11 protein-coding genes are annotated in these 16,204 nt (G+C 46.6%); 5 read left to right on the forward strand and 6 right to left on the reverse strand.

Annotated elements, in window-relative coordinates:
- The first annotated feature begins 126 nt into the window (after nt 1-126).
- The 3 genes from LZG94_RS17315 to LZG94_RS17325 all read left to right on the forward strand — a co-directional run bounded on the left by LZG94_RS17315 (nt 127) and on the right by LZG94_RS17325 (nt 2,213).
- Nucleotides 127-1,509, forward strand: coding sequence for an aminopeptidase P family protein (locus tag LZG94_RS17315; RefSeq protein WP_233793046.1), 1,383 nt, complete (start codon nt 127-129; stop codon nt 1,507-1,509).
- A gap of 72 nt (nt 1,510-1,581) precedes the next feature.
- Nucleotides 1,582-1,812 carry a hypothetical protein gene (locus tag LZG94_RS17320; protein WP_233793047.1) on the forward strand — a complete coding sequence of 77 codons (231 nt, stop codon included), beginning with the start codon at nt 1,582-1,584 and terminating at the stop codon, nt 1,810-1,812.
- A complete protein-coding gene (locus tag LZG94_RS17325; protein ID WP_255700656.1) occupies nt 1,809-2,213 on the forward strand; it encodes a type II toxin-antitoxin system VapC family toxin in 405 nt (134 codons plus the stop codon). Before LZG94_RS17320 ends, LZG94_RS17325 begins: the two co-directional genes overlap by 4 nt.
- A gap of 41 nt (nt 2,214-2,254) precedes the next feature.
- On the opposite strand, the gene LZG94_RS17330 is transcribed toward LZG94_RS17325, so the two are convergent.
- From LZG94_RS17330 to LZG94_RS17355, 6 genes are all read right to left on the reverse strand, one after another.
- The gene (locus LZG94_RS17330) at nt 2,255-3,718 is read right to left on the reverse strand and encodes an APC family permease (protein ID WP_233793049.1); all 1,464 of its coding nucleotides are present in this window, start codon (nt 3,716-3,718) and stop codon (nt 2,255-2,257) included.
- Between the two features lie 46 nt (nt 3,719-3,764).
- Nucleotides 3,765-5,546 carry a DUF885 family protein gene (locus LZG94_RS17335; protein WP_233793050.1) on the reverse strand — a complete coding sequence of 594 codons (1,782 nt, stop codon included), beginning with the start codon at nt 5,544-5,546 and terminating at the stop codon, nt 3,765-3,767.
- A gap of 249 nt (nt 5,547-5,795) precedes the next feature.
- A complete protein-coding gene (locus LZG94_RS17340) occupies nt 5,796-7,055 on the reverse strand; it encodes an FAD-binding oxidoreductase (RefSeq protein ID WP_233793051.1) in 1,260 nt (419 codons plus the stop codon).
- Nucleotides 7,056-7,168: 113 nt separating this feature from the next.
- Nucleotides 7,169-8,170 (reverse strand): 4-hydroxyproline epimerase, encoded by a 1,002-nt coding sequence (locus tag LZG94_RS17345; RefSeq protein ID WP_233793052.1) that lies wholly within the window; start codon nt 8,168-8,170, stop codon nt 7,169-7,171.
- Between the two features lie 145 nt (nt 8,171-8,315).
- Nucleotides 8,316-9,797 (reverse strand): aldehyde dehydrogenase (NADP(+)), encoded by a 1,482-nt coding sequence (locus LZG94_RS17350; RefSeq protein ID WP_233793053.1) that lies wholly within the window; start codon nt 9,795-9,797, stop codon nt 8,316-8,318.
- A 235-nt stretch (nt 9,798-10,032) separates the two neighbouring features.
- Nucleotides 10,033-10,971 (reverse strand): dihydrodipicolinate synthase family protein, encoded by a 939-nt coding sequence (locus LZG94_RS17355; protein ID WP_233793054.1) that lies wholly within the window; start codon nt 10,969-10,971, stop codon nt 10,033-10,035.
- A gap of 296 nt (nt 10,972-11,267) precedes the next feature.
- Here LZG94_RS17355 and LZG94_RS17360 point away from each other — a divergent pair, with 296 nt between their 5' ends.
- Entirely contained in the window at nt 11,268-12,359 is a 1,092-nt protein-coding gene (locus LZG94_RS17360) for a Gfo/Idh/MocA family protein (protein WP_233793055.1), read from the forward strand.
- Between the two features lie 589 nt (nt 12,360-12,948).
- The gene (locus LZG94_RS17365) at nt 12,949-16,185 is read left to right on the forward strand and encodes a TonB-dependent receptor (protein ID WP_233793056.1); all 3,237 of its coding nucleotides are present in this window, start codon (nt 12,949-12,951) and stop codon (nt 16,183-16,185) included.
- Nucleotides 16,186-16,204 lie beyond the last annotated feature (19 nt).

The following is a 16,204-nucleotide window of genomic DNA, read 5'->3' on the forward strand; positions in this document are numbered from 1 at the left end:
GTTAGTAGTTTTAATCTTGCTCGAAGACAGTTGATGTTTAAGAGCAAGATTTTTTTCATTTAGCCAGAAACTTTAATTTGCAAAAAACGCATTGTCAGAGTGCGATTGCATTAAACACCACAAGCCATGTTCTCCAAAGAAACCTATATTCAAAGACGCGCACAACTGAAAACGAAAGTCGGCAGCGGGCTGATCCTCTTTCTCGGCAATGAAGATTCGGGCATGAACTACCGCGATAATGTGTACCCATTCCGCCAGGACAGCTCTTTTTTGTATTATTTCGGATTGGATATTCCTTCCATTCACGCGGTGATCGATATTGACAAGGACCAGGAAATTATATTCGGAAACGAGCTGACGATCGACGATATCGTTTGGACGGGGCCGAAGGAGGCGCTGGTGGATAAAGCTGCGAAGGTTGGAATTTCTCTGGTTAAGCCACTTTCGGCGATTAGCGGTTTTTTAAGAGGGATTTTAGATAAAAAGCAGCAGATACATTTCCTGCCACCCTACCGGGCTGAACATACTTTGAAATTGCAGGAATGGTTGCAGGTATCACCTGCTGAGGCTTCGCAAAAAGCTTCGGTGACTTTGATCAAGGCGATCGTTTCCATGCGTAACTATAAAACGGCCGAGGAAATCGCTGAAATGGAGAAGGCGGTGGATACCTCTGTGGATATGCACCTGGATTTTATGCAGAATGCGCGCCCGGGTATGACGGAAAAAGAAGTAGCCGGAAAGCTGCAAAGTATCGCAATAGGTGCGGGCGGCGACATTTCTTATCCTATTATACTGACCGTAAATGGCGAGATCCTGCACACACACACGCGTGATCTGGTGATGCAGGAGGGACAAATGGGCTTGTGCGACGCGGGTGCCGAAACCGCAATGCGCTACTGCGGCGACCTTACCCGAACAATTCCGATGGGAAAACAATTTTCTCCTTTGCAAAGGGATATGTACCAGATCGTGCTGAATGCGCAAAATGCGGCTATTGAAGCTTGCAAGCCTGGTATTTTGTTTAAAGATGTACACAAACTTGCGGCGACTAAATTGCTGGAAGGACTGAAATTGCTGGGTGTAGTCAAAGGTGACCCGGAAGAAGCAGTCGAAAATGATGTACATACGTTGTTCTTCCAATGCGGGCTCGGCCACATGATCGGGCTGGATGTACATGATATGGAAAACCTCGGTGAACAATATGTAGGTTATACCGAAGACTTGGTGAAAGGAACCACATTCGGCTGGAAATCCCTCCGCCTAGGCCGCGCGCTGGAACCCGGCTTTGTGGTAACCGTAGAACCCGGCCTCTACCTGATCCCAACCCTGATAGACCGCTGGAAAGCCGAGAACAAACTGGCGGATTTTGTGGATTACAACAAGCTCGAAATGCTACGGGATTTTACCGGAATTCGCATTGAGGATAATGTCCTGATTACTGAAACTGGCAACAGGATTTTGGGTAAGCATTTACCGAAGGAATTGGCAGAAGTGGAGGCGCTGCGGTGAAATCGCATGTATCTTAAACAACTAAAATTCAATACATTTAGCTAAATTTAAGTAAAAAATAAAACATAAGATATGAACAGCACACTGGTAAATGGCTACATCGGACTTCTGGATAATCTGAGTCTTGAAGAAAAACTCGACCTTATTTCAAAATTGAGCGCCTCTGCAAAACAGAATATTGTGGACAAAAAAACCGCATTCAAAAAAGCTTTTGGTGCATTTGATTCCAAGAAAAGTGCTGACAAAATCATCGAAGAAATCAAGAGCAGCAGAGTTTCCACCAGGGAAATTGAATCGTTTTGAACAAGTATCTCATTGATACGAACATTGCCATCTACTATATGAAAGGCAAGTTCAGTCTCGAAGCAAAGTTCGACGAATTAACAGAGGAGCATTGCTACATTTCTGAGATAACGCTTGCGGAGCTGAAATTTGGAATAGAGAAAAGTGAAAGACCTGAAAAGAACAGGGAGGTTTTGGAACAGTTTCTAACTGGAGTAAGAATTCTCCCCATCTTTCATTCACTAGATCTTTATGCAAAAGAGAAAGCGCGTCTTCAAAAAGCAGGAATTCCGCTAGATGATTTTGACTTGCTAATTGGCGTCACATCCGTGACTCATCAACTAATTATGGTCACAAACAATACAAGTCATTTTAAAAGAATTACCGGTATTCAGTTGGAGGATTGGACGACAGTTACCTAAGCGTTTTACTTCTGCTAATCTTGGCTATCACGGAACTGATTTCACGAAGCTTCGCCTAAATTATTCGCATCGTCTATATTCTTCTTACCAATAAAATAATACACCGGAATTCCCAGCAAGACAATGATCAGTCCCGGCCAGGTGTATTCAGGTTTATAGATGATCAGTAATACGCAGAATGCAACACCCATGATAATGTAGATAATAGGCAGGAATGGATAGCCAAAAGCTTTGTACGGACGGGGAACGTCAGGCATTTTCTTTCTTAATATAAATATTCCGACAATGGTGAGCATATAGAATACGACTACTACAAAGGAGATCATATCCAGCAAATTCCCGTATTTCCCACTCAAACTCCACAAACAGGCGATCACACATTGAATCCAGAGTCCGAATTCTGGCACCGAATTTTTGTTCAAAGTCCCCACTTTCTTGAAAAACATACCGTCTTTCGCCATCGAATAATACACCCGTGCGCCCGACATGATCAGACCGTTGTTGCAACCAAAAGTCGAAATCATGATCATAATCGCGATAATCATCGTCCCCGCATTTCCAAAGATCACATTAGAAGCTGTCACCGCGACGCGGTCTTTATCAGAAGAAGCAATATCCTGCAAAGACAGTACGCCCGTGTACATTACGTTGGTCATCAGGTAAATGACTGTTACGATAATGGTACCCAATGCAAGACTAAGCCCGATATTTCGCTGGGGATTTTTAATTTCACCCGCGATGAAAGTTACATTATTCCACGAATCACTACTAAAAATAGAACCAACCATCGATGCCGCGATCGCACCGAATGCGGCTATGGTGGTGTAGGATTCGATACTGCCGTCAATATTCAGTTTGTGCAGGTCCCACATCGTTGCAGAATCCCAGTTTGCCGCCCAGATCTCCGGTTTCATGAAAAGCAATCCGAAAACGATCAGTCCGAGTAAACTCAGCAGTTTGGTTAATGTGAATGTGGTCTGGATAATTTTCCCGCCATTTACACCACGTGTATTAATAAACGTCAGTAAAACAATAAGCACCAGCGAGAGCAGTTGGGCCGGGGAAATTTTGATAAAACCCAGGTCGACCGCTACCAGATCTTCGCTGAACATCGGCAGCAAATAAGCCGTGAATTTGGCAAAAGCCACTGCCACAGCAGCGATCGTAGCAGTTTGGATCACTGTAAAAAAGCTCCAACCGTACAGAAAGCCGATCAGCGAGTTATATGCTTCTTTGAGATAAACATATTGCCCGCCCGCTTTGGGGAACATCGCGCTCAGTTCACCGTAACTTAATGCGGCGGTGAGTGTCATAAAGCCTGTGATCAGCCACACGAACATCAGCCATCCCACGCTGCCGGTATTCCGGGTAATGTCCGCACTCACAATGAAGATACCCGACCCGATCATACTTCCGGCGACGAGCATGGTCGCGTCCATCAGACCGAGCGATGGTTTAAATGACTTTTTTTCCTCAGCAGATTCGGCTGTACTTTCCAACGACATAACAGGTTAGGTTTTTACGGACTTTTGAAGAATGTAAGCTACAATATTATTTGAAACTATAAAACTTCCACTGTGTTTTGAAATCGCGCTTCAATGCCTGATTGGTCAGCGTCGCCCGGACCATTTCGATCGGCATATTATTCTCCTTCATGATCGCGTCGTGGAACTGCTGGTAGCTCATTTTACCACTGTCGACAAGCTCGTTTTTAAGGCTCAGAATCTGCAAACCACCGATCAGATATGCCACCTGGTACAGCGGACTGTAATTTCCCTGAAAAGAGCGGCGCACTTCCCCTTCCGCATTTGCTCGCTCGTGTCCTACCCTATCTACCAGAAAATCAATACATTCCTGTGGCGTCCATTTACCCAAATGATAATTCAGCGAGAAGATAATGCGTGCGCAACGGTGCATCCGCCAGAAAAGCATCCCGATCCCCTCTTCAGGGGTTTTGGCAAAACCTTTGTCGTACAGCAGCAGCTCCCAGTACAGCGACCAGCCCTCGGTCCAGAACGGCGTACCGAATTCTCGGCGATAAGGCTTGTAGCGGCTGCGCATATAGTGTTGTAAATGGTGCCCCGGAACGAGTTCGTGGTAAACTGTCGCGCGCGAGAAATACGGATTGTTCCCCCTCATACTCATCAACTTATCCTCGTGGTTCATGGTATTGGTCGGATAAGAAATGATAATATCCCTGCCGCCCAGAAAGAACGGATTGATCAACTGCCGCTCGGGCGACATCATTTGCATTCCCCACGTTTCGTCGGCTATTTCGGGATATTCGTAAAGGTTATTTTTAGTGATAAAATCCTTCGCATCATTATAAAGCTTCATGATCAGTGCCGGCTGCTCGCCTTCCGGCACGAAGCTGTTTTTCACCTTCTCCTGCGCCTTTTTCCATTCATTCCCGAAACCCATTTCCTGCGAAGCTTTCAGCAATTCCTTGTCGCACCACGCAAATTCCTTGTTGGCCAGCTCGATCAACTCGTCAGGCGTGTAACTGATCATTTCCACCCGCAACTGCCGGATCAGCTCGTCACGACCGATCGGCACGCCTTTGATCCCGCTTTTGTCTTCTTTTTGTGTGGTGTTGATTTTACCTTTTCCTTTCAAAACTTTGGCATAGGCTGTCAGCGCGCTGTCGAGTGCCTCGTAAGTCTTCGGCACCCACCAGGTAAACTTCGGATCGTAACCGTTGTAAAATTCATATACACCTTTCAAGCGTTCATCCAAACCTTTTACAGCTTCTTCAGCGCGGTTGGCAAGCGGCATATCTATGTCTTCTACCTTTTTAATTGATTCCGAAGAAGCTTTTAATTCTTTCAAAACATCATTCAAATCTGCTGCTACTTTCTGCGCATCCAAAGTATTTCCGCGGCGGCGCTGCTTTTCGAGCGTGTAAATTTTCTCAGCAAACGGAATGTATTTTGTGATCTGGTCATATTCTTTTTCTTCCTGCGAAAGGCTCAGCAAGTGATCGTCTATATTTCTTTTCATTAAAATATAATCCACTTTGCCATAAATGCTCATTGCGTCGAAATCAACCGCAGCCAGCTTTTCAAGGTAACTTTTATCCACTTCTATCAACCGCTTCCGCTGCTCGGGGGAGTTAAGCACAAATGAAGGCGCCGCAAAGCCACGTCCGCGAACCAGCATAGGAGAATAAAACGAGCGAACTGCCTGAATATCTTCATTATAATGCATTACCAGCCCGGCAGTTTCGCTGGTTTGTTCGTAGAGATTGAATTTGGAATTTTGGGAAAAAGATTTGTTGCTGACAATGCAGGCAAACGCCAGATTAAAAAGAAGGCAGTAGGAGCGCTTTCTCAATGGGAGTGATGGGTTAAGGTTAGGAATTTGTGTAAGCTGTAATGCTTCGTGGGTGCCTAGCTTCGACTTCGCTCAGCTTGACAAGGCGCTATCCTGGTATAGAGCTCTGTCACGCTGAGCGCAGCCGAAGCGACGTGCACTGACTTCGACTACGCTCAGCCTGACAGTAACGTCCCCTTGTCACGCTGAGCGCAGTCGAAGCGAAGTGCACAATGCTCCTTACCCGTCAACCGCCCGGCGGCCCGGCGCTCAATTATATCGCTCCGGATCGTAAAGTTTGATGTCAATGGCCGTAGCGGTGCGATCTGCTAATTCCGCCACCACTTTCCCGGTTGCCGGACCCAGGCTGATACCCATCATGCCGTGCCCCCCTGCAACGATCAGGTTTTTCAATTTCTTGCTATAACCCAGATAAGGCAGACCATCGGGCGAGCACGGGCGGAAACCATACCAGATATTTTCTTTGGCTGGAATAGCCACATTCAGTTCGGGGTAATATTGCGGGATTGCATTCACGATCCCCTCTACCCGGTTCATATTGATCTTGTCATTTACCGCTGCTAGTTCCATGGTGCCGCCAAAACGAACTTTTCCATTCATCGGCGTCACCGCCACGCGTGCTTCTATCAATAAGGCAGGATGGACGATCGGGTGATCGGTATTAGGCTCCATGAAGGAATATCCCTTGCCCGGCATCACCGGGATAGAAAGTCCGGCCAGCTTGGCAAGCTGAGGCAGCCAGGTACCGCCGGTCATGATCACCAAGTCACTTTCGTATTTGCCCTGTGTCGTATTGACTGATTTCACCTCACCGCTTGAGATCTCGTAACCAGTCACTTCTGCATTGGTTACGACGGTAGCGCCTTTTTCCTTGATATTCTTTAATAGCTGGTTAAACAATGCAGTCGGGTACAAATGCGCGTCGCAATGGTAATGTACCGCCCCGGCTACGTCCAGTTTGATATCAGGTTCAATGGCCTGCACCTGCTCTTTGGAGAGCATTTCCACGTCCAGTCCCAGCTTCTGTGCGTCTTTTCCTACATGGATTTCTTCCTCCCCCGCTTTTGCAGATTTATAAAGCATGAGAATACCCTTCTTTTCCAGACCAAAATTTAGTCCTTCTTCATTGGCAATATCCTCATACAACTGTTTGCTGAGCAAGTGATAATCTCTCAAAAAAGGCGCGGCACGTTCTACATTGGCCGGAGAGGCGGCTTTCATAAATTTCAATCCCCAGGATATCAGTGAAAAATCCAGGGAAGGCTTTACGTAAAAAGGGCTGCGGCTGTCGAACATCCATTTAATCCCCTTCGCCACCATTCCGGGCGCAGCAAGCGGAATAAAGTGGCTGGGAACGATCATCCCCGCATTTCCTTGCGAGCAATTATCGCTCAGATCGCCTTTGTCGAGCACCGTCACTTTCCATCCGCTTTTCAGCAAATAGTAAGCCGAAGCCAACCCCATAATTCCCCCGCCAATGATGGTGACGGTTCCTTTGGTTGTTGTCATTTGCTATTAGCTGTTAGCGATTAGCTCTTAGCTTTTGGTTTATAAATTAATAATTTGTTTAACTGAACCCGAGACAAATAGCTAACAGCTAACGGCCAAAAGCTAACAGCTCCTCAAATAACCTGAAACCCATACGCGTACGGGTCTTCCTCGTCGTCGATGAAAATGTTATTGTAGCCTGTTACTACGGCCCAGCCTTCTATGCCTGGGATAATGGCGGGCTTGTCTCCTATTGTCACTTCGTCCTCGACGGTACCTGTAAATTTGGAGCCGATGATGCTTTCGTGAATGAATTTGTCACCCTTTTTGAGTTTGCCTTGCGCGTGCCACTGGGCCATTCTGGCGGAGGTACCTGTGCCGCAGGGCGAGCGGTCGATTGCTTTGTCTCCGTAAAAAACGGCGTTTCTGGCAGTTGATGTCGCATCAATCACTGCACCTGCCCACAATATGTGGCTCAGACCGTTGATATGCTCATTTTCCGGGTGAACAAACTTGTACTGCTCGTTCAGTCGCTTGCGCAAAACACGCGACCAGCTGATCAGTTGATCGGCGGTGTAGTTTTCCAAACCTTTGAAATTTTCCTGCGGATCGATAATTCCGTAGAAATTACCTCCATAGGAAACATCAATGGTCAAAGTACCCAGGTCAGGGCATTCGACGGTGAGATTCTCAGCTGCTAAAAACGATTTGATATTGACTAGTTTGACAGAAGTTACCCGCTTGCCTTCCTGCTTGTATTCAACCAAAACCAATCCGGCTGGCGTTTCCAGACGAAGTTTGCCTGGCACTTTGGGGGTTACCAAACCTTCCTGGATTGCGATAGTCACTGTCCCGATTGTGCCATGACCGCACATGGGCAGGCAGCCGCTCGTCTCGATATAGAGTACGCCAATGTCATTAGCAGGATCAACCGGCGGGTACAGAATGCTCCCGCTCATCATGTCATGACCGCGCGGCTCAAACATCAGTCCCTTCCGGATCCAGTCAAATTCCTTCAAAAAATGAAGCCTGCGCTCCATCATGCTGTTCCCATTCAGCAAAGGTCCGCCCCCAGCGACCACCCGAACCGGGTTCCCGCAAGTGTGGGCATCGATACAGAAAAAAGTCTTACGCATTGGTTGTAGCTTGCTTTTAGCTATTAGCTGTTGGCTATTAGCAATTATATATTGTCCTGAAAAATCGGCTATCACCGCAAAAAAACCATCCTCCCTTTCCTCCCTTCCTCCATCCTCCCAAAAGCTAATAGCTAAAGGCTAACAGCTAATCACCAACAGCTCCATTAACCACTTCATTATTTACCGATCTCCAAATTCCCAGCGGGTTCGCGTTTTTTAGTTCTTCCGGTAAAAATTCGTCGGGCCAGTTCTGAAAACTGAGCGGACGGGTGAAGCGTTTGATTGCGTCGGAGCCTACTGAGGTGTATTGACTATTGCTGGAAGACGGGAATGGTCCGCCGTGGTGCATGGATTTGCACACTTCCACGCCGGTCGGGAAGTTATTGAAAATGATCCTTCCGCATTTGTTCTGGATCAATGCCACCAACTCGGCATTTGCTCCCAGATCTCCCGCCGTAGCTAGTAGCGTAGCGGTTAATTGTCCGTGCAACTTTTCAGTTACTGCGAACATTTCATCAGCAGATTTGCATTTTACAATCAATGCAAACGGACCGAAAACCTCAGTCTGTAAATCTTCATTGATCAGAAAATCAACCCCGGAAACGGTAGCAACCGTAGCAGCACCTTGTCCTTCTGCGGCCTCAGCAGTGGCTACTGAAAGTACCGTCACACCCGACAAACCGATCACCTTTTCGCGATTGGTCTGGTAGCCTTTTGCAATACCTGCATTCAGCATGGGCGCGGGCAGTGCTTTTGCTATTTCTTCATTTAATGCATTTTCAAATTCCTCCAAAGCGGAACTTTCCACGCCTATTACCAGCCCGGGATTGGTACAAAACTGTCCCACGCCAAGTGTCAGCGAGCCTGCATATTGCTTAGCCAGCTCAGCAGCGGCTGTTTCTATTTTTTCTGGTAAAAGAAAAACCGGATTGATACTGCCCATTTCTGCGAAAACCGGAATAGGCTCAGGTCGCTTACTGGCAATATCCACCAAAGCTAATCCAGCGCGATTTGAACCTGTAAAACCAACTGCTTTGATCACCGGGTGACTTACCAGCGCCTGGGCTTCTTCATTGGTTTCACAGAAAATGTGCGAGAATGTACCCTTTGGAAATCCGCTTTTCTCCACACCCCGACTGATCGCGTCGGCCATGAGTTGAGACGTTTTTGGATGTCCGGGATGCGCTTTCACTACGACCGGGCAGCCTGCCGCGATCGCGCTGGCAGTATCTCCGCCGGCGGTTGAGAATGCAAAAGGAAAATTGCTTGCGCCAAAAACGGCCACCGGGCCCAATGCAACATTGGTTTTGCGGATATCCGGTTTCGGCGGCGTTCTGTCGGGATTGGCTGTATCAATACTTGCGTCGAAACTGTACCCTTTTTCAACTGCATCCGCATAGCTTCTCCATTGAAAAATGGTCCGCCCCTTTTCACCGGTAAGCCGGGCTTCGGGCAGGTTGGATTCTGCGCGGGCAGTGTCGATCAGCTCCGGCCCCAGGGCTTCGATCTCATCGGCGATGGTCCGCATCAAAGCGACGCGGCTTTGAATTGAAGATGTATTTATGGTGACAAAAGCTTCGTGGGCATTTTGCAAAGTGCTTTCTAATTTCTCCTTAAATATGCTCATAATTTCATGTTAATGATGCGGGACATTGTGCATCAGGTGACTCCTCCGGAGTCTCAATTTACTATAAATACTGTACATTCTAGAAACAGGGGGCCGCGCTGCGGCCGGTTGAACAATACACGTTGTCAAGTCGCTCCGGAGGAGCTTTTTGTTTCTAGAAACCCGTTTCAAGTTAGATATCAGGCTCCAGAGGAGCCACCTAACATCGATGAACATGCAACCCCTAACATCCCGACTACGCCAAATACGACTCTGTAGTCAGGTTTAGGTAATCCGGCAATACAGGTTGCGTTTCGATGGCTTTATCGATGATTGCAAGTACCCTTTCTCTCTCGGCACCTTTCAATGCCAGACGCGGAGCGCGCACATATTCCGACCCGATACCGGCTCTTTCGGCAGCGAGTTTAATATTTTGTACCAGTTTTGGATGAATATCCAGTTCCAAAAGTGGCAGGTACCAGCGGTAGATCGCCAGTGCTTCCTTATAATATCCTGCTTTTACCAGATTAAAAATCGCTACGGTTTCTTTTGGAAACGCATCAACCAATCCACCCACAACGCCGTCAGCACCAAGCATAACCTCTTCCATGATCAGCGTATCCACGCCACAGAAAATGCGGAAACGGTCGCCGAAACGGTTGAACAGACGCGTAACATTGCTAACATCCCTGGTCGATTCTTTGATCGCAACTATATTAGGTACTTTGGCCAGTTCTTCGAACATCGCAAGCGTTACTTCGATCTTGTAGTCCACCGGATTGTTATAAACCATCATCGGCAAGCTCGTACTCTGCGCAATTGTCGTGAAGTAGGCAACAGTTTCGTCATCATCTGCCTTATACCGCATCGGAGGCAATACCATCAATCCGTCTGCACCTACCGTTTCTGCTTCTTTGGCAAAGCTAACTGCTTCTGCTGTTGACTGTTCCGCAATACAAAGCACGATCGGCATTCCGTCCGGAGCTACTTTCTTGGCATATTTCACCAGTTCCATTTTCTCTGCTCTGGTCAGCGTGCTGGCTTCACCCAGCGAGCCCGACACGATCACTCCGTGTATGCCCGCTTCTACCTGAGCTTCCAGGTTTTTACCAAAAAGTTCGAAATCAATTGTGTCATCTGCTTTGAATGGAGTTACCAGCGCAGGAAAAATGCCATACCAGGATTCTTTGTTCATATCGTTAATCAGGTTGAAATTCGAAGGATGAATTTATTTCAAAGGTAAAGGAATGCCACGACCCGGCTTTCGCATCTTTTAATCAATTATTTACCAATTTTAACTTAGAATATCAACAGACGCTGCATTTATAATTAATCCAACACCTACTCGGGATTTTCCTGCATTCCGAACCGAGCTCGGGCGAAAACAGATTTTAATACTTATTTTTGGCACAGAAAGCAGGTATACGTTGTTGACCTGATGTACTATTTCTATATTCCTTCTTACCCGAAGACTTAACATTATCATTTACTATGTCATCTTTTGAAAACAAGAGCTCTATCCGCGTACTCGTTGTCGGTTGCGGTAATATGGGCGCCTCGCATGCATTTGCTTATCAGCTGCTGGACGGATTCGAGATCTGCGGTATTGTTTCAACCGGAAAAAGCAAAGAAGTATTAAATGAAAAACTGGGCGGCGGTTACAGCCTGTTCAGCGATTATGATGCAGCACTTGCGGAAACAAAACCGGACGCTGTTTGTATCTCCACTTACCCTGATACCCACGAAGATTTTGCGATCAAGGCTTTGAATGCCGGCGCGCACGTATTTATTGAAAAACCACTTGCAGATAGCGTAGAAGGTGCTAAGCGGGTTGTGGAAGCTGCGAAGGCTGCCGGCAAAAAAGTAGTAGTAGGTTATATTCTCCGCGTTCACCCGTCGTGGGAACGCTTTGTCGCAGAAGCGCAAAACCTGGGCAAACCGCTGGTAATGCGTATGAACCTGAACCAGCAGAGCCACGGCTATATGTGGGGCGTCCATCGTAACCTGATGAAAAGCCTGAGCCCGATCGTGGATTGCGGCGTACATTATATAGATGTAATGTGCCAGATGACGCGCTCGACGCCGCTTCGCGTGAATGCGATCGGGGCGAGAATGACGGAAGATATTCCTGCCGGAAACTACAACTATGGCCAGCTACAGATCTGGTTTGAAGATGGTTCGGTAGGCTGGTACGAAGCTGGCTGGGGACCGATGATCAGTGAAACTGCATTCTTTGTAAAAGATGTGATCGGGCCGAAAGGATCTGCTTCAATCGTTGCCAAAGACGCGGGTGGAAGTGGGAAATCGTCTTCGGTGGAAGCGCATACCAAAACCGAATCGATCCGCATTCACCATGCCGAGCTGAATGATAAGGATGAATTTGCAAGAGAAGATACCTGGATCAACCTGGAAGACGAGCCGGATCACCAGGAGCTTTGCAACCGCGAGCAGCGTTATTTCCTGAAAGCGATCACGGAAAACCTGGATCTGACAGACCATCTGGAAGACGCTGTAAGAAGTCTGCAGATTGCTTTTGCCTGTGACGAATCGGTACGGACGGGCCGGACCGTAGACCTTGTGTAAAAAATATCCTGCTGATTCTGCATTTCGGGATTAATACTTTTTTAGCAGAAACTGACTTAAAATAAATCAAAAGGCCACTTTGCTTAATACAAGCGAAGTGGCCTTTTTAGTAGTTAGAGGTTACATAACTTATTGAATTCAAGCATAGTTACAAAAGTTTTAAGCTAAAATTATGCAAACGTTTGCACAAATATTTATGTTTTAAAAGCCCGTTTTCTAGGAAGTTTATTGCTAAATATTATAATATTGCAACGCATTTTTAAGACTTTATAAAAATACCCTACTGGCACCACAATTTCACAGGACGATCAAGCGGAAGATTTTTAATATCCCCATCGTTCATCACCTTCGGTAAAAATTGAGTACCAATGCCCGTATCACAATAACATATTTGAACGCGGCAGTCAAGAAGATCTAAACAGATTAAATGAAGAACCACGAAAACCTTTCCCGAAAAAAAATGTAATAAATTAAATATTTGATATAATTATAATCTCACCGTAAACTTCAACCTAACCAGTCAACTATGATTAAAGAATAATGCAAACTACGACCAATCACTTATGAGAAACGTTTAACTAACCTTTAAATGAAAAATACCGATACTAATCAATGGATGCTCCGTATGCGGGGTTTCCGAAATTCACTAGTACTTCTGCCGGCGCTTTCGTGTTCCGTAGTTGCCTTTGCAGGGGTAGCAGCCGACGCGAGCGCGTCAACCGTGATCCGGATTGATAAGACGATCAAAGGAAAAATTACTGATAAAGAAAATGGCGAAGGTCTTCCGGGCGTAAACGTGGTAATAAAAGGTACCAGCACAGGTACTACCAGCGATGGAACCGGTAATTATACTCTTCAGGTGCCTGATAACGGCGGCACACTGGTTTTCAGCTTTGTCGGATACGTGGGTCAGGAAGTTGAGATAGGCAACCGCACTACAATCGACCTTGCGATGGAATCCGACTCAAAAGCATTGAGCGAAGTTGTCGTAATCGGTTATGGTACTGCTAAAAAGTCGGATTTGACAGGATCAGTAGGTTCTGTAAAAGAAGAACAATTGAGAGAAAGACCAGCACCTTCATTGAACCAGGCGCTGCAAGGTAAGATCTCGGGTGTACAGGTGAACGTAAACTCGGGTCGCCCGGGCGGTCGCTCCAACGTACGTATCCGCGGTTTTAGCTCTATTAACTCTTCCAATAACCCATTATATGTGGTGGATGGAGTGATGTTGCCGCAGGGTAACCAAAATCAGCAGAGCCAGGCGATCGACTTTATTAACCCTAACGATATCGTATCTGTTGAGGTTTTGAAAGATGCATCTTCTACTGCGATTTACGGAGCAAGAGGCGCGAATGGTGTGATCATGATCACCACCAGAAGAGGTAAATCCGGCGAAGGCGTAATCAGCTACGGTCTTGACCTGAGCGTACCAACAGCCGGACCAAAAAGAGCGAAGGTTCTGAATGCCAAAGAATACATGGCTGTGGAAGACCTTGCATACAAAAACATGGAGAAATTTGACAAAGCTGGTTGGGATGCAGGTAAATACAAAACCCACGATCCGCTTGTGCGCCGCGCACAGCTGGCTACTGCTCACCCGGACGTTTTCACAAAGAATGCAGACGGAACATTTTCTCCAAACTATGACACTGACTGGTTTGAAGAATCAACACAACACCGTGTTTCTCAAAACCATCAGCTGGGTTTCAGCGGCGGTAATGAAAGAACTACCTACTCGCTGTCACTTAACTACCGTGATGACCAGGGTTTGATCAAAACATCTTACCTGAAACGTTATTCAACCCGTTTCAGCCTTGATGATCAGGTAAAAAAATGGCTTCGCATTGGTGGTACCCTGAGCTATAACAACCAGGCTGAAAACCTTGTAGACATTAACGATGCGGTTCCACGCCAGATGGTGGAGGATTTTCCTTTCCTTCCTGTTAAATACCCTGACGGAACATTCGCTAACAACCGCGATTATCCTGGTGCGGAAGGTGCATTCAGCTCGGTTCACCGTTTGAACGGACGTAGGTACAACCTGAATACGCAAACTACGTTAGGTAGCCTTTACGGAAACGTTACACTTGCAAAAGGTCTTGAATTCCGCTCTGTATTGGGTGTTAATATCATCGGCCAGGAAGTAAACCAGTCTCAGACGCGTACATTGACGCCTAATGAATTGGGAACAGCAAGAAAAGAGAACAGAAAAGAGATTTTCTGGTCGTGGGAAAATTTGCTTACCTACAACAAAACGTTTGGAATCCACTCCATTAATCTGCTTGGAGGTATTTCATGGCAGGAAACCAATATCTCAACAACCGCTATTGGTTCGCAGAACTTCGCAACCGATTACTTTGGTTTCGATAACCTAGGCGCAGGTGCAGTTCTTCCATCTTCTAACCCGTACCTTTCAGGAGCTTCCCGTTTTGCGTTTAACTCGTACTTCGGGCGTGCTAACTATACGTTGCTTGAAAAATATCTTTTCACAGTAACAGGCCGTGCGGATGGTTCTTCCAAATTCGGGGATAACCACAAGTTTGCATTCTTCCCATCTGCTGCATTCGCATGGAAAGTATCTGACGAAGAATTCCTGAAAGGTAACACGCTGATTTCAAGCTTGAAACTTCGTACCAGCTATGGTTTGACAGGTAACTCGGAGATTCCTCCTTACTCGTCACTTCCTTTGCTGAGATCTAACTATGCAACTGTTTATGGCGACACCCGTATCGGTGGAACCGGTATCAACAGGCTGGCAAACAATGATTTGAGATGGGAAAAAACTGCACAAACCGACGGTGGTCTTGAAATCAGTTTCCTGAAAGGCAGAATCTCTTTCGAAGCTGACTACTACTATCGTAAAACAACCGACATGCTTCTGGATGCACCCGTTCCACGTACAAGCGGTTATGCTGTGATCAGGAAGAACATCGGTTCTATGGAAAACAAAGGTTTCGAGTTTGCTTTGAACACGGTTAACTTCGAGAGAGCTAATTTCTCCTGGAATACCAACTTCAATATCTCATTCAACAGAAACAAAGTGTTGTCGCTGGCTACACCGGCAGATATCTTCGGAGTGGGCGGTCCTTCTATCACCAACCAAACCAGCATCCTGCGTATCGGAGAGCCTGTTGGTGCATTCTGGGGACTTACCCGTCTTGGTACATGGAGCGAACAGGAGAGAGACGAAGCTGCTAAATTCACCAGCTACCGTGGTAACCTGCAAATGCTGCCGGGTGACGTGAAGTACAAAGATTTGAACGGAGATTACAAGATCACCGATGCTGACCGCGCGATTATCGGAAACGGTAGTCCAAAAGGATGGGGAACACTTTCTAACTCCCTGCGTTTCGGAAACTTCGATATGACACTTGACCTTCAATTCTCGTACGGAAATGACCTGATGGACATGAACCTGCACGCAAGCGAAGACCGTCAAGCACTTGCTAACAGCTACGCAACTGTACTAGATGCATGGACTCCGGAAAACCAGAACACGATGGTAGCCCAGATCCGTGATACAAAAGCTGGTTACGTGACAAACGTAGATACCCGCTGGATCTTCGACGGCTCGTTCCTGCGCGGACGTAACCTGTTGCTTGGTTATAACTTCCCGTCTGAACTTACAAGCAAGTTGAAAATGAGCAAACTGAGACTTTATGTATCTGCTCAAAACTTCTTCATACTTAGCAAATATCCTCACGGCGATCCGGAACAAACGCCGATCCGTGGTGGAGACGCAGACAACGTATTCTCGCAAGGGATGATCTGGCACAGCTATCCAAGACCGACCACTTACATGGGAGGTATTCAGGTAACATTCTAACAACCAGATTATCAGGATT

The organism is Dyadobacter sp. CY343 (genome assembly GCF_021390335.1).
Taxonomy (GTDB): Bacteria; Bacteroidota; Bacteroidia; order Cytophagales; family Spirosomataceae; genus Dyadobacter.